12 protein-coding genes are annotated in these 14904 nt (G+C 51.3%); 8 read left to right on the forward strand and 4 right to left on the reverse strand.

Annotated elements, in window-relative coordinates:
* Positions 1-102: 102 nt before the first annotated feature.
* The 6 genes from rfbA to hppD all read left to right on the forward strand — a co-directional run bounded on the left by rfbA (position 103) and on the right by hppD (position 8013).
* Positions 103-1017 (forward strand): glucose-1-phosphate thymidylyltransferase RfbA, encoded by a 915-nt coding sequence (rfbA, locus tag R5R33_RS13890; protein WP_318953299.1) that lies wholly within the window; start codon positions 103-105, stop codon positions 1015-1017.
* A 9-nt stretch (positions 1018-1026) separates the two neighbouring features.
* Positions 1027-1575, forward strand: a complete 549-nt coding sequence (gene rfbC / locus R5R33_RS13895; protein WP_318953300.1) for a dTDP-4-dehydrorhamnose 3,5-epimerase — start codon at positions 1027-1029, stop codon at positions 1573-1575.
* Positions 1572-2483 carry a dTDP-4-dehydrorhamnose reductase gene (rfbD, locus tag R5R33_RS13900; protein WP_318955741.1) on the forward strand — a complete coding sequence of 304 codons (912 nt, stop codon included), beginning with the start codon at positions 1572-1574 and terminating at the stop codon, positions 2481-2483. Before rfbC ends, rfbD begins: the two co-directional genes overlap by 4 nt.
* Before the next feature lie 51 nt (positions 2484-2534).
* A complete protein-coding gene (gene rfbB, locus R5R33_RS13905) occupies positions 2535-3653 on the forward strand; it encodes a dTDP-glucose 4,6-dehydratase (protein WP_318953301.1) in 1119 nt (372 codons plus the stop codon).
* 759 nt (positions 3654-4412) lie between these two features.
* Positions 4413-6956: an AMP-binding protein gene (locus tag R5R33_RS13910; protein WP_318953302.1), complete on the forward strand. Its 2544-nt coding sequence runs from the start codon at positions 4413-4415 to the stop codon at positions 6954-6956.
* A gap of 40 nt (positions 6957-6996) precedes the next feature.
* Positions 6997-8013: a 4-hydroxyphenylpyruvate dioxygenase gene (gene hppD / locus R5R33_RS13915; protein WP_318953303.1), complete on the forward strand. Its 1017-nt coding sequence runs from the start codon at positions 6997-6999 to the stop codon at positions 8011-8013.
* Between the two features lie 47 nt (positions 8014-8060).
* Here hppD and R5R33_RS13920 read toward each other — a convergent pair whose 3' ends face one another.
* The 4 genes from R5R33_RS13920 to R5R33_RS13935 all read right to left on the reverse strand — a co-directional run bounded on the left by R5R33_RS13920 (position 8061) and on the right by R5R33_RS13935 (position 11614).
* A complete protein-coding gene (locus R5R33_RS13920) occupies positions 8061-9629 on the reverse strand; it encodes an O-antigen ligase family protein (RefSeq protein ID WP_318953304.1) in 1569 nt (522 codons plus the stop codon).
* A gap of 3 nt (positions 9630-9632) precedes the next feature.
* The gene (locus R5R33_RS13925) at positions 9633-10133 is read right to left on the reverse strand and encodes a hypothetical protein (protein WP_318953305.1); all 501 of its coding nucleotides are present in this window, start codon (positions 10131-10133) and stop codon (positions 9633-9635) included.
* A gap of 161 nt (positions 10134-10294) precedes the next feature.
* The gene (locus R5R33_RS13930) at positions 10295-11008 is read right to left on the reverse strand and encodes a LapD/MoxY N-terminal periplasmic domain-containing protein (protein ID WP_318953306.1); all 714 of its coding nucleotides are present in this window, start codon (positions 11006-11008) and stop codon (positions 10295-10297) included.
* On the reverse strand, positions 11009-11614 hold the full coding sequence (locus R5R33_RS13935) for a transglutaminase-like cysteine peptidase (RefSeq protein WP_318953307.1): 606 nt from the start codon (positions 11612-11614) through the stop codon (positions 11009-11011).
* Between the two features lie 779 nt (positions 11615-12393).
* Here R5R33_RS13935 and galU point away from each other — a divergent pair.
* Together galU and R5R33_RS13945 are read left to right on the forward strand one after the other, a co-directional pair.
* The gene (galU, locus tag R5R33_RS13940; RefSeq protein ID WP_318953308.1) at positions 12394-13305 is read left to right on the forward strand and encodes a UTP--glucose-1-phosphate uridylyltransferase GalU; all 912 of its coding nucleotides are present in this window, start codon (positions 12394-12396) and stop codon (positions 13303-13305) included.
* Positions 13306-13348: 43 nt separating this feature from the next.
* Positions 13349-14890 carry an MBL fold metallo-hydrolase gene (locus R5R33_RS13945; RefSeq protein WP_318953309.1) on the forward strand — a complete coding sequence of 514 codons (1542 nt, stop codon included), beginning with the start codon at positions 13349-13351 and terminating at the stop codon, positions 14888-14890.
* The last annotated feature ends 14 nt before the right edge of the window (positions 14891-14904 follow it).

Raw genomic sequence — 14904 nt, forward strand, 5'->3', positions numbered from 1 at the left:
CGGACGTATTAGGGGGCAATTTTTAGATAACGTACATATTGCCTCAGAGTTGCCATGCGCTATCTAACCAATAAGTAAGCAGAATCTTAATCGGGGCACTCAATGGAAATTCAGAATACGTCAAGGAAGGGCATTATTCTGGCTGGCGGCTCTGGCACCCGGCTCTATCCTCTCACCAAAGGGGTAAGCAAGCAGCTCATGGGGGTGTACGACAAACCCATGATCTACTACCCGCTTACCACCCTCATGATGGCCGGTATTCGGGATATCCTGATTATCACCACGCCGGATGAGCAAACTCTGTTCCAGAGGCTGCTGGATGATGGCAGCCAGTGGGGAATCAATCTGACCTACGCAGTACAGCCCTCACCCGATGGTTTGGCGCAGGCATTTATCATTGGCCGCGAACATGTGGGTAATAATCCAAGTGCCTTGGTACTGGGAGACAATATTTACTACGCGGAACGTTTCAACGAAGTTCTGAAGAGTGCCGGTCAGCGTACCGAGGGTGCCACAGTCTTTGGTTACCATGTGGCCGACCCGCGTGCTTACGGTGTAGTCGAGTTTGACAGCACCGGTAAAGCGATCAGTATTGAAGAAAAGCCGGCTGAGCCCAAATCCAACTATGCCGTTACTGGTCTCTATTTTTACGACAATCAGGTGTGCGACCTGGCGCGAGAGATCAAGCCCAGCCAGCGGGGCGAGCTGGAAATTACGGATCTAAACCGAATGTACCTGGCGAGGGGGCAGCTCACCGTAGAGTTGATGGGGCGAGGTTCCGCCTGGCTGGATACCGGCACCCACGACAACCTGATGGAAGCGGCCCAGTTCGTACAGACCATCGAGCGCCGCCAAGGCCTGAAAGTGGCCTGCCCCGAAGAAGTCGCGTTCCGTAAAGGTTTTATCGATGCTGAAATGCTGGAAAAGCAGGCTCAACCATTGATGAAGAGCGGCTATGGCCAATACCTTATGAAGTTGATCACCGAGTCACAGCGCGACCACCGATTCACCCGCTAAATCGCTCCAATGAAAGTAATAAAAACCAGTATTCCCGATGTAAAAATTATCGAGCCCAAAGTTTTTGGTGACGAACGCGGCTTCTTCCTGGAAACCTTCCGTCAGGAGTTTTTCAATCGGGAATGTGCCGAGCACACCTTTGTGCAAGATAACCACAGCAAATCGAGCCAGGGAATTCTCCGCGGCCTGCATTACCAAACCGAGAGAACTCAGGGCAAACTGGTGCGGGTCACCTCCGGGGAAGTATTCGACGTAGCGGTAGACCTGCGCAAGAGCTCCGCCACTTTCGGCCAATGGGTGGGGGTATTCCTGAGCGCGGAAAACAAACGCCAACTCTGGGTACCCGAGGGCTTTGCCCACGGTTTCTACGTCACCAGCGAATCCGCCGAGTTCCTGTACAAATGCACCGATTACTACGCTCCCGAATACGAACACTCGCTGCGCTGGGACGACCCCGAAATCGGCATCGAATGGCCCCTGGTCAATGGCGAATCGCCAAAGCTATCCAGTAAAGATGCCGAAGGAAAGCTTCTGAAAGACGCCGCAGTGTTCGGCTGAACCACCCGTGGGAATCTGATTGCAGGCAAACCGTACAGGCAAAAAAAATGAAAATCCTGATTACCGGTAAATGCGGCCAACTGGGCCAGCAGCTCCAACAGCAGGCTCCAGCAGATGTCTCGCTTATCGCCCATGGCCGCGACACTCTGGATATTGCAAATAAAGAGCAAGTATTTACGGTCCTCAAACAGGAGCAACCCGACGCCGTCATCAATGCCGCCGCATACACCGCAGTAGACAAAGCCGAATCCGATGTTGATCTGGCGTATGCCATAAACGCCCGAGGGCCGGAAAACCTGGCGCTCGCCTGCCGCGAACTCGGCATCCGCCTGATTCACGTCTCCACAGATTATGTATTCGATGGCAAGCAGTTCTACCCGTACCAGCCCGGCGATAGGCGAAATCCATTGGGGGTGTATGGTGAAAGCAAAGCCCGCGGCGAAGAAGCCATCGAAGCCATACTGCCGGAAGCCATCATCGTCCGCACTGCTTGGGTCTACGACCGCACGGGTCGCAATTTCGTGAACACCATGCTTCGTTTGATGAGCGAGCGCGACCAGCTAGGCGTTGTCACCGATCAGATCGGTACACCCACCTGGGCTGGGAACCTGGCTAAATGCCTGTTTGCACTGGCGCAAAACGCCGATGCCAAAGGCATCTACCATTGCACTGACGCCGGTACGGCCAGCTGGTACGACTTCGCGATTGCCATTTTTGATGAGGGAAGGGCGGCTGGACTGATATCGCCAGACAAACATGTGCGAATTAATCCCATTGCCACCAGCGACTACCCAACCGCGGCAATCCGCCCGTCCTACAGTGTGTTGGATAAAACTCGCCTGACCAAAGAAGTAGGCGTAGAGCTCAGTCACTGGCGTCGAGTACTGAGAATGGTGCTCAGAAGTTAATTATTTTTCATACCTGCGTAACTGAAAACCCAGGCAAACGGAAACACAAAAATGAGTAACCTGCTGGTTACCGGCGGAGCCGGCTTTATCGGTGCCAACTTTGTCCATTATTGGATGAAGGCCTATCCCCAAGACAAAATCGTTGTGCTGGATGCGCTGACCTACGCCGGCAACAAAGCCAGCCTTGCCCCGGTCGCTGAAAACCCGAATTTCACTTTCTGCCATGGGAACATCTGCGATACCCCCATGGTAGAAAAACTGCTCACCGAGCACGGCATCGACACCGTGGTGCACTTTGCCGCCGAGAGCCACGTGGACCGCTCCATCCTGGGGCCAGACGCATTTATTGAAACCAATATTATCGGCACGCACAGTCTGTTAAAGGCGGCCAGAAAAATCTGGCTGGAACAGGGGTGGAATCCAGAACATCATCGATTCCACCACGTCTCTACCGATGAAGTGTACGGAACGCTGGGGCCGGCTGATCCAGCCTTCAGCGAGACCACGCCTTATGCTCCCAATAGCCCGTACTCGGCGAGCAAGGCGGCCTCCGATCACTTGGTGCGAGCCTATCACCACACCTATGGACTGAACGTCACCACCAGTAACTGCTCCAATAATTACGGCCCTTACCATTTTCCTGAAAAGCTGATTCCGCTGGTCATCACCAATATCCTGAGTGACAAACCAATCCCGGTTTACGGCGATGGCCAGCAGATCCGCGACTGGCTTTACGTGGAAGATCACGCTCGGGGAATTGAGTTAGTGCTGAAAAAAGGTCGCGTGGGCGAGTGCTACAACCTTGGCGGCATCAATGAATGGGCGAATATCGAGATTGTGAAACTGATCTGCAAATTGATGAACGACGTGTTCGCCAATGACTCCTCATTTTTGCAGCGTTTTCCCAATGCAAAATTGGTTGGTCGGGGTAGGGCAGACGAGTTGATCACATTTGTGAAAGATCGCTCCGGCCATGATCGCCGCTACGCGATCGACCCGCGCAAATCAAATGAAGAGCTGGGGTACCAGCCGGTGGAGTCATTCTCCTCCGGCCTTCAAAAAACGATCCGATGGTTTTTGGAAAATGCGCAGTGGTGGTCGCCCTTGCTCAAGGCAAACCCAAATTCGGCCGTAACTGCCACGTGCCAGATCCCCTCTCTCTCTCCATAAATCGCGCCTTCCAAGCCAGCCCCAGCATCATCAAAAAATAAATCGCCGTCGCGGTGGCTGCAGGTGGACGTCCGTGGTCAGCATGTTCAGCCTTTCTTCGTTATTAACCCTTGGTTCGCGATTTTTAACCTCCTTCTACAGGATGGCGCTTTTTTAAACTGACGAATAGTCCGCCAGTGTTGTTTTATTTCGCGACATAAACGGAATTAATGTCGAGTTTATTTTTGTGCGTGTATTGACACAGTTCACAGGTTTAAACATGATCAATTCTATGCGCGCCATAATATTGTGCATAGCTAATTTCACAGCTATTAGTCGCCGCCAAAAAAATGTCGCTTTTTTCAACCGTACCAACGGTTTTGGAATGAATTGTTAGAGTTCGGAATGGCGTGTTGGTACGTTCTGTGAATGTATAAGTGAAAAATTCTCAAGGCAGTGTGACGCAAGGATATTTTGAGTGTTGGGTTAGGTCGTATAAAGAATTGGCCAGCACAGTAGCATCCAGTTGTCTTGTTTGATTGAGATTAAACCTGTTTCCGGTACGTGGCTTGGGCAGGGGGCAGTGGACGCCCGTATTTTACGGTTTCATGGTATTTGGTCGTGTGAAATCGTACTGGAGTACCTTAAAGGTATTTCTCTCCATCCTCATCGACCAGTAGTGCTTGATAGCAATGTCGATAGCCACAAAGGCCATTTTTTTGTTGTAGTGGGATTGCGAGCGGATTTCAAACATCAAGCTGACAAGGAGTGTCGTAGGCTATGTTGGGTGAAGTATATTCTTATTCAATCATTAATGACAGAAATAGCCTTATTGATGCCATTTATGAAAATGTAAAGTCTAATCCTAGTCAGATTGCAGTAGCTGACACATGTAAAAAAATAAGTTACAGGGAGCTCTGGATAAGTGCGGCAGAGCTGTCGAATAAACTAAGAAAGTCAGGAGTAAAAAAGGCTTCGCCTGTAGTCGTGCTATTAGATCACAGTGTAGAAAGCCTGACAGCGATGCTGTCTATATTTATGGCTGGTGCAGTATATGTTCCGCTAGACATTCATGCTCCAGAAAAATCATTGTGCGAAATTATTGAGAGATTGGCTCCCTCTGCCGTTATTGGTAGAGATGATATTCAGGCTGCATTTCAGAGTCTTGGCATTTCCATCATCACTGAAATTAGCTATCCATCTTCAATTCAAAGCGAAAATCTTCTTGATGGTATATGTGTTGTAGAAAAGGTCGAATTAAGTGACCTATCACATATGTTTTTTACTTCGGGTACTACGGGGGCAAGCAAGGGGGTATTGTCTACCTACGAGGCATTAAAATATTACATATATTCCGCTCTCGACGAATTCAGTTTCTCCCGAGAAGATGTTTTTCTTTCAATAGCTAGGCCATCTTTTAGTATTAGTTTGTTTGAAATTCTTATCCCACTGGTCGCTGGCGGTCGGGTAAGGATATTACGGCGTAACGAAGCGCTTGATTTGAATTTTTTGGAAAGATGCCTTGAGGGAGTAACTGTTGCCCATATCGGACCTGGTTTGTTGCGCCTATTGTTAAAGCATCTGCGCAGTGAAAATAAAATAGTAAATGGTTTTCCTCGCATTCGCCACCTCTCATCGGGTGGGGATGTTGTATCACATGACCTATTAACGGAAGCTGCGAAATTTTTCCGTTTTGCAGATGTGTTTATTCTTTATGGCTGTACCGAAATTAATTGCATGGGTACTTTTTTGCCATTCCACGCAGATGGCGATTCCTGGGTGGGGCGAGTGGGAAAGGCTATGCGTGGAGTGGAGGTACTGGTCTTGGATGAGTACGGGATGCCAGTTAATCAAGGTGAGGTTGGCTCCGTAAACTTTAAAAGTAAAGGCCTGGCGAAATGTTACTTTCAAGACGAAGTCTTAACTAAAGCAAAGTTCCGTGTCAGCTCAAATAGCGAGCGTATATATGATTCCGGGGATTTGGGAAGAATTAACTCTCATGGTGAATTGGAGCTTATCGGAAGGTCTGATTTTCAAGTGAAAATCAGAGGGATGCGGGTAGAAATTCTTGCTGTCGAAAGGCTTATTCGTTCCTACTCTTGCGTTGATGATTGTATGGTAGTCGGAGAGTCTGCAGGGCATGGAGGCACGACATTAATTGCCTATTTAGTTTTGGTAGATGCTTCCAAATTTGATTGCGAAAAATTTAAAATATTTCTCGGTGAATCGCTAAGCGATTTCATGATTCCAAGTAAAGTATTTCATGCGCGGAAACTTCCTTTAAATAAAAACTTGAAACTGGATAGGCGGTCAAGGCCTGATGAAGCGGAGCTTATTTTTCCAGATTCCAGCGGTGTGGAAACTGCTATGGATGATGATTCTGGTGAGCTTGCGAAGATATGGTGCGAAGTAAATGAGGTCAGCAAGGTCAGTCCAAGTGACCGTTTTTTTGACGTTGGTGGTAACTCTTTGGCGGCGGTTTCCATTATTGCCAAGGTTATGGATCTTTTTAGGGTGCAGCTGAACTTTGAAGATTTTTGCGATAATCCATCTTTTAGTACTCTGGTTTGTAGAGTTTCTAATGGCACATTAAAAAAACGTGAATATGTTATCAAGTTAAAAGACGGAGATCCAAATCTTCCACCCATAGTGCTCGTTTGTGGAACCATTATATACAATGAGCTGGCAAATATATTGGATTTAAAAAACCCATTATATGTAATTTATATGGAGGAGGAGATTGAGTTAATTCGTTACGGGTTGGATGCCAAATCTTTTGCCAATATATCTAAATTTGAATATCTGGTGTCACGATATCTTCAGGGGTTAAATTCAATAAACCTTGAAAGAGGTTTTTACTTGGGTGGGCATTCTTTTGGGGGACTATTAGCTTTGGCTCTGGCTTCTATTAAAGAGGCGCAAGGAGGAAGTGTTCATGGAATTTACTTGTTTGACTCCCGGATTCCAAACTACTTTAGTTGTCGAGGCCCGTTTAAAAAAGGTCTTTCTTATTTGAAGAGATTAGTTTTATCTCTACCGAAGAAAATATTGAACGATGAGCAGGAGCGTTCAAAACTTAGTAAGCTAACTTTATTGCAGGCCCATACGGCGGCAAGTGGTAGCTTTAGTTTCCCTAATGTTTCCGCAGAAATTTTTTTGTTTAGAGCAAAACGCAGGCGGCCATTAGATCCAAATTTATGGGATCTTGGTTGGTCTCCTTATTACCCGCAAATAGTTGTTAAGAATATAGATGGCTGTCACTTGGGTATAATGAAAAAAGATAAAGTACAAAAAATTGCAAATGGAATTGAAGAATATGTTTAGCATTTGGATGTGTACTTATATCAAATTGTAGGTCGTAGTTATGGAAACAGTTACTGTCTTGGGTTTATCGTTTATCGAATTTTCGGCAAGTGATCCGGATAGGTTTAGAATGCTTTTCGAGAATATGGGTTTCACTGAATTTAAATGGTGCGATGATTTTGATGTCACGCTTCATTGCGAAGGTGAGGTCCATTTCATTTTCAATCCTTCTTCTTACAAACCGTTGAGAGAATTTCGTAAATCTCATGTAAGGGGTGTAAGTGGAATAGCATTTCGTGTAAGTAATTCATTAGACGCATTCTCAAGGGCGGTTGCGCTCGGTGCTGAGCCGGCTGAACGTGCTCAATATGGTCTGTATGCGATAAAAGGTGTTGGAGACTCAAATGTCTATTTTATAGACGAGAGTGAAGAGAAGTCCCTTTTTGCGCAGTTTTCGTATCAAAAACAATTAAAAGATAGTTCAAAGTATGTAAAAGTTGATCACTTGACGCACAATTTGTTTCCAGGTGGAATTAAGAGATATAAAGAGTTTTATGGTCGAATATTCGGCTTCAAAAGTCTGCGAAGTTTCGATATTGACGGTGCCAAAACTGGTTTGATCAGTGAAGTTATTGCCAGTGAGTGCCGAAATATCATTATTCCTTTAAATGAAACAAAAGATGACAAATCCCAAATCGCCGAGTTTTTAAAAGACTATGGTGGAGAGGGGGTTCAACATGTGGCGTTGTTGTCAAACGATCTTGCTGACGTGGTAGAAGATCTCACCAGAGATGGGATTGAGTTTCAGAATACTCCCGACACCTATTATGAAAACCTTAACAGTCGGCTGCCAAACCATAGTGAATCAGTAGAGCGTCTAAGGTATCACCGGATACTTCTTGATGGAGGCGAGAGCCAGGGGGGAGGGTACTTACTCCAAATCTTTACGAAAAATATTATTGGGCCGATCTTTTTCGAATTTATTCAAAGAAAAGGCAACCAAGGTTTTGGTGAGGGTAATTTCAAGGCCTTGTTTGAATCAATAGAATTGGACCAGGTGCGCAGAGGTGTAATTTGAGGCGCCCCTTTTTTAGTAATATCAGACTCATCTATTTGCGCGTGAAATTATGAAATTTTAATATGATGCCTGAAGCGCCGAGCATTCGTCTGTCCGGTACTCTCCATAAACCGCGCCTTCCACGCCAGCCCCAGCATCATCAAAAAATAAATCGACGTCGCCGGAGCCTGCAGGTGAAAGTCCGTGGTCAGCATGATCAGCTCCGCCACTATCGCCATCAGAGTCGCAAACGCGAGTCCCTGCATCAGGCTGTCCCGCCTGGTGCGCAGGGCCACAAAGGCGTGATATAGGCTCCACAGCACCGCTGTGCCGAGCAACAGTGCTGCGGGTACACCGTATTCGATCGCGAACTGCAGATAGTCGTTGTGGGCCAGGTCGTAGAAACCGTTGATTCCCGGGCCCTGTACGCTGGGGAAAGATGAATAAAAACTCCCTGCACCCGTACCGGAAAGTGGGTGCTGCTCAATCAGCGTCATCCCGTATTGATTCACCTCGTCCCGCGTCTCTTTGGTAAAACTGGTTTCCTCGATTTCCTGGCGCAGCTTGTCCACGCCAAACCAGCTACCGACAATCATCAGGTCGATCACCATCAGGCTTGCGAGCAAGATCGTAAGGCTGCGGCTTTTGTTGCGGATCAATAGCAGGCCCAGGGCTCCGGCAATGGAGAGGCTGGCAAAAAAGGCAGTATTGGCCATGCGCGAATGCGACATTACCAGGCCAATTACCATCATCGCCAGGCACAGGCGCAACACCGCCTTACCGCCCAGCAGCATATTCACAATATTATTTAACCGGTCTTTCAGCTTGCCGCCGCTGCTTCCACTAAGGCTCGCGATCAGCAGGCCAATGCCCAGGCACAGGCACATCACCAGGAAATTGCCGAAGTGGTTTTTGTAGCGGAAGCCGCCGGTGGCAATGGTGTTGTTGGGAAATCCCAGCACCCAAGTGGTTTCCGAACCGGATAGCGCCAGCATCACGCCGTAAAAGGCCTGAAAGGTACCAGTCAAAACAACCACCCATCCCAGCGTCCTCAAGCGCTTCGGGTTATCGATGAGCGCCAACAGCAAAAACAGGATGCACCAGTAGCTGATCCCCTTGATCAGTGATACGTGGGTCTGGTTTGGGTCGAAGGACAGTGTCGCCGCGGTTAAGTCCGGATCGGCCGCCAAGAACGCCGCTGCCGTGGTGGGCGCAATTGATTTCAGCAAGCCAATGGGGAGTGGTATCTGCTGGATACAAATCCAAAGTTGGAATACGCCAAAAATAGCGAGCAGCGGCCAATAGGGCTTAAGTGACTGCCAGCGTGGCGTTCGCAGGTTGGAAAGCAGCCACCCGGCCATCATTGCAAACACCCACACCTCCATGAATGCCCAGGCCCAGGGCCGGTGTGAACCCAGTGGAATAGGGAGCCAGAACAGGAGGGTTAACAGACTGTAAAACAGCACCCTTTCAAGGCGGCTGGTAGGTTGGGTTGCTTCTGGCGGTATAGTGGAGCCAGGTACTGCGCGACCGTTAGCGAACATGAATTCAATAGCTACGACAGGTAAATAAAACAAAAAAGGCCCAAAAGGGCCTTTCTTCACGCCGGGGCTAAGCTGTAGGCCCGGGGTGAACATCGGTCAGTTGTCAGATACACGTTTTCCCTTGCCACCACCATGGCCGCCACCTACGCCGAAGTCAATCGGAGGGAGAGGCTTGCGGGAGCCCGGCCCACGGCCCGCGAAGGCCTTGCGACCAGCCGCGGTTGCTTGAGCCACAACCGCTGGGTCGGCACCGTTGGCAATCGCGGCCTGCGCCACAACCTGTTCGTCGGCACCTGCCGCCACCGCAGCGGTTACAATCTCTTCGGCCTTGTCTTTGGCTGCAGCTACTGCAGTTGCCACAACTTGTTCCGGGTCAGCACCGGCGTCAATCGCGGCAGTAACGATATCGGCGGCTTTTTCCGGCGCGGCGATAATGGCCTGGCGAACGGCTTCCACAGTGCTGATCCCCTCACTCTGTGCGAGAGCAATCACCTGATCCATGGTGTAACCGTCTTTGATGTATTGCGCTACATCCGCGAAAGCGACTGAGCTCAGCATCCCCGCAGCGAGTGCAATCCCCAATGCTGCTTTTTTCATTATTCCCCCTAAAAGAACTGTAATAGTGGATTCCATTCAAACTGCACCGGATTGTAACGGCTATACCGCAAATGGGAATAGCGCGCCGTGCACTTGTCCGCAATTCTTCACAGAACAAGGGGGCTTCCGTTGTGTACCTCGAAAAAAATGGCCCCAAAGGGCTAATCGCTATCTGCTGGAACCCTGTTTTTGAAGCGCTGCGCTTTAATCAATCGATTTAGCACTTCCCGCCCGGGTTGCGTTGCGCCTTCAGGCTCGAGTGAGGAAAAATTGAACAGTAGCTCTTGCGTCGCCTCCAGCTCCCGCCTCAATTCGTCATACTCGCTGTTTTGCTGTTGGTTCTGAACCTGTGTTAATCGCGACCACCACCACCAGAGCAAACCGGCAAGTATTACCAAGCCGGCGCCAACAATTCCGAGAGCGGTGTGCCACAAAAGCAGGTAGGCAGAGGCAGTTTGCCGGCTGACGACGATATACCCTGCAAGATCCCAGCCATGCAGCACCTCCGCCTCCGCGGTCGGTGGCTCAAACGGCAAAATAGCCTGAAACCACTGCGGTACCGCAGCGGGGTAATCCGGAACCTCTTGCCGAATCTGCCCTCCGGTTATGAGAATAAAGGTCACCATCCGGTATGCCCCGCTTTCGGTAAAACCTTTGAGAAGCGTCTTTCTATACAGCGCTTGATCCTCGCCCGTATGAGGCGCCAGTGCGGTCGCCAGGGCCACCGCACTGTCTTGAGCTTCAGTTTCCAGCAGGGATGTTAATTGGGTGCGAACAGTCAGCAGGCAGACAATCAGCATCGCCCCGACGGCTGTGAGCCAGGCCAGGCACAGCGGTAGTGCGGCCATCGGGTGAGCTGGCAGGCGAAAGCGCACTCAGAAAACTCCTTCCTTATTTATTCTTCCCAGAAGCTCGACCCACAGGGAGGAACCGGGGCTATTGGGCACGATAATACCGCGATCCAGACTCCGGTTCAGCCATACCCCGTCGAAATTAAAACTATACACCGGCACCAGATCCGTGCGCTCCCGGGCGGGCACTACGTCATTCGTCAGGTTATCCAGCACCAGCGGGTGTTCACCGGGGTTGGCCGAATACAGCAGAACCATATGCGGCTCGTCAATACTGGTGGCGTTCACATAAGCAAAGCGCAATTTTTCCGGGGCAACGCGGGCGCCGTAAAGGCTGAAGAATTTGGCAATGGCGTAATCCTCGCAATCGCCACCATTGGTGGCCAGAAACTGTACTGGCGTCGCCCAGTAGTCCTCCTTGTTCCAGTGATCCAGGTCCGCCGCGTAGGGAATACCGTTCAAAAAATGATTGATCCGCAGCAGTCGGTGCCACTCTAGTGCCTCGCCCTGTTGCTCTATTAGCGATTGCCAGCTCACCAGGCGGGCGTGCGCCTGCGGCCCGTAACTGGCTTGTGTCTGCTGCAGTAGCGATGGCGGCAGATGGGGAGGCCTTAGCGCGGTGGCGGCCATCAGGCAACCGCAGGTGAATATCCACAATAAAAAGGAGCGGCGGCATAACCTGCCAAGCCAGCCATTCCGGAAACTAAAGCCGCTGCAGCCAAACATCTTTCGGTTTACCTCAGAAAGATCGAAAAACGATCAAGCAAGGTCCAGTTTGGCACCGGGGTGGTATACGTCGCGGAATTGGCGCAAGAGCACGTGTAAACTTGCGCCTCTTTAGCTTAATTTGTGAGCAGTTGCATCCGTATGGCGCGTTATATAGCGTTTGATTGGTAGCCAATCAGGCTGGTTGGTATGCAAATTGCGTTTAAATTACCGACCTTTGTAGGAAAATTACCAAGTGAGAACTGCCGGTCGCACATGCGCTTGAATTGTCATAAATAGCTGCTAAAGTGTGACACCTATCACAACGGTGCCGCCGATTATTTCTAGTTATTAGTGGGAATTGACGGGCCGCCACCATGGGGTACTTGGGTAATAAAGAACCTGCAAACGGGTCACTCATGGAGAAGTACAAGCCTGCTTAAAGGCAAGAAATATTTGCACCAATGGAACTGGCTTTGCCCGCAACAACAACGTAGCCCGGGCAAAGAGGCTTGAAAATTAGGTCAGGGGGGAGGCACCCGGGGCATCCGGCGTTGCCACAAACAGTGAATCCGCTTGTTGCCGGCAGTTTGCCGCGCACTTTCCTTCCCGCTTCTTTTTAACCGCTCCGGTTTCCGCACAGGCACTACTGGCAATTTGGCCTGTGCCCGAAACAAATTCGCGTTAATTAAGGAAGGAAGACCATGCAACAAGTTAAAAAAGCAGTAATTCCTGTAGCCGGCCTGGGCACCCGTATGCTGCCCGCCACCAAGGCGATCCCCAAAGAGATGCTGCCCATCGTCGACAAGCCGCTGATCCAGTACGTGGTCAATGAAGCGGTGGCCGCCGGCATCAAAGAAATCGTACTGGTTACCCACGCCAGTAAAAACGCCATCGAAAACCACTTCGACACCTCCTTCGAGCTGGAAGCCCAGCTGGAAAACCGCCTCAAGCGCCAGCTGCTGGATGAAGTGCGCTCCATCGTCCCCAAAGACGTGACCGTGATTTCCGTGCGCCAGGCGGAAGCCAAGGGGCTGGGCCACGCCATTAGCTGCGCGCGCCCGGTAGTGGGTGATAACGCCTTTGCGGTACTGCTGCCAGACGTACTGATCGACCAGTACGCCTCCGACCTCAAAGCCAGCAACCTCGCGGACATGGTGCGCAACTTTGAAACCAGCGGTGCCAGCCAGATCATGGTGGAGCAGGTGGAATGGGATCAGGTCAGCAAGTACGGCGTGGTGGACTGCCTGGGTGCCGACCTGCAGATCGGCGGCACCGCCAAAATCGACGGCATGGTAGAAAAGCCGGAAGTGGATGCCGCCCCCTCCAACATGGCCGTGGTCGGCCGCTATGTACTGCCCGCGCAAATCTGGACCCTGCTGGAAAACACCCAGCCCGGTGCCGGCGGTGAAATCCAGCTCACCGACGCCATCGACGAGCTACTCAAGCAGCAAACCGTAGAGGCCTACCGTATCGTCGGCCACAGCCACGACTGCGGCAACAAGCTTGGCTACATGAAAGCCCAGCTCGCCTACGGCTTACAGCACCCGGAAGTTGGCAGTGCCCTCAAAGAGCTGCTCGGCAGCCAGACCGCACTTACCCCGGAAACCGCCTAACCCGCGCCCTCCTTTATAGGAGCCTGCCGGCAGGCGAACGAAAATGACCAGCAAAACCGCGCCCGAAACCAATACCCGCGACCACGACCAATCCGCCGTGGCCGCCGGCGCGCGTCCGTTATCTCCGCGTCAGCCCGGCGCAGAGCCTGTGCCGGACCTGATCCGGTACCGGGAACCGGAAAACGCCTACGGCGCTATCCAGCACCACGGCGCCGTCGACGGCGTAACCGGCTCCTGCCACCAGTTGTTCCTGGATGAACACAACTCCATCCTCATCGACTGCGGCCTGTTCCAGGGTGCCGAAACCTCACCGGGTGGCAGCAAGCACGACAAGCTGGAAATCGAATTCCCGCTCGACAGCGTAAAAGCCCTGGTGGTCACACATGTACACATAGACCACTGCGGCCGTATCCCGTACCTGATCGCCGCCGGCTTCCGCGGCCCTATCTACTGCAGCAAGCCCAGCGCAGAACTGTTGCCGCTGGTGCTGGAAGATGCACTGAAGGTTGGCGTAACCCGCGATAAAGCCCTGATCGAAAAATTCCTCGACTATATAAAGGCACAGCTGCGCCCACTGCCCTACAACCAGTGGCAGCCGGTTATCGAGGGAGAAGGCCAAGCTCTCCAGATCCGCCTGCAGCGCGCCGGCCATATCCTCGGCTCTGCCTATGTGGAATGCGACTTAACATTCGGCGAGAACAAGCGCCGCACCATATTCTCCGGCGACCTCGGCGCACCCAACACCCCGCTGTTATACGGCCCCACACCCTCGGAAGGCTGCGACGACCTCGTAATAGAAAGCACCTACGGCGACCGCATCCACGAAAACCGTGCCCAGCGTGCCGAAACTCTGCGCAAAGCCATCGAGCGCGCACTGCAAGACGGCGGCAGCGTCCTGATCCCGGCCTTCAGTATCGGCCGCACCCAGGAACTGCTCTACGAGCTGGAAAATAACATTCAACAGCAAACGAAAGATGCTGGGGCAAGTAGTCCGTGGGCCGACCTTCCGGTAATCGTGGACTCGCCGTTGGCTAGCCGCTTCACCGAAGTCTACCGCCGCCTGCAACCTTACTGGGATGAAGAAGCGAGAAACGTAGTAAGCCAGGGCCGCCATCCGCTCAGCTTCGAGCAACTGCTCACGGTAAATGACCACGAAACCCACGAAAAAATGGTCAACCGCCTGGCTCAGACCAAGCAGCCGGCCATCGTCATCGCCGCCAGTGGCATGTGCGCCGGTGGGCGCATCGTCAATTACCTGAAAGCCATGCTCAGCGAGCCACGCCACAACATCATCTTTGTGGGCTACCAGGCCAAAGGCACTCCGGGGCGGGATATCCAGAGCTTCGGCAAACAGCACGGTTATGTAGAACTCGATGGCGAGCACTACACCATCAACGCCGGTATAGAAACCATAAGCGGCTACAGCGCCCACGCCGACCAACACGACCTTTTGGACTTCATCCAGCAGATGCAAGCAAAACCCAAAACAGTGCGCATAGTCCACGGTGATAACCAAGCCAAGCAAACCCTGAAAACTTTAATTGAAGCTAAGCGCTTGGCAGGCGAAGTGCATATCCCCGGATAGTCCCTCGTCATTTC

The organism is Microbulbifer pacificus, assembly GCF_033723955.1.
In the GTDB taxonomy this organism is placed as follows: domain Bacteria; phylum Pseudomonadota; class Gammaproteobacteria; order Pseudomonadales; family Cellvibrionaceae; genus Microbulbifer; species Microbulbifer pacificus.

What these genes read in the sequence shown, in the direction of transcription:
- rfbA (WP_318953299.1), top strand. Translation starts at nt 103, where the DNA reads ATGGAAATTCAGAATACGTCAAGGAAGGGCATTATTCTGGCTGGCGGC.
- rfbC (WP_318953300.1), top strand. Translation starts at nt 1,027, where the DNA reads ATGAAAGTAATAAAAACCAGTATTCCCGATGTAAAAATTATCGAGCCC.
- rfbB (WP_318953301.1), top strand. Translation starts at nt 2,535, where the DNA reads ATGAGTAACCTGCTGGTTACCGGCGGAGCCGGCTTTATCGGTGCCAAC.
- R5R33_RS13910 (WP_318953302.1), top strand. Translation starts at nt 4,413, where the DNA reads ATGTTGGGTGAAGTATATTCTTATTCAATCATTAATGACAGAAATAGC.
- hppD (WP_318953303.1), top strand. Translation starts at nt 6,997, where the DNA reads ATGGAAACAGTTACTGTCTTGGGTTTATCGTTTATCGAATTTTCGGCA.
- R5R33_RS13920 (WP_318953304.1), bottom strand. Translation starts at nt 9,629, where the DNA reads ATGTTCACCCCGGGCCTACAGCTTAGCCCCGGCGTGAAGAAAGGCCCT.
- R5R33_RS13925 (WP_318953305.1), bottom strand. Translation starts at nt 10,133, where the DNA reads ATGAAAAAAGCAGCATTGGGGATTGCACTCGCTGCGGGGATGCTGAGC.
- R5R33_RS13935 (WP_318953307.1), bottom strand. Translation starts at nt 11,614, where the DNA reads ATGGCCGCCACCGCGCTAAGGCCTCCCCATCTGCCGCCATCGCTACTG.
- galU (WP_318953308.1), top strand. Translation starts at nt 12,394, where the DNA reads ATGCAACAAGTTAAAAAAGCAGTAATTCCTGTAGCCGGCCTGGGCACC.
- R5R33_RS13945 (WP_318953309.1), top strand. Translation starts at nt 13,349, where the DNA reads ATGACCAGCAAAACCGCGCCCGAAACCAATACCCGCGACCACGACCAA.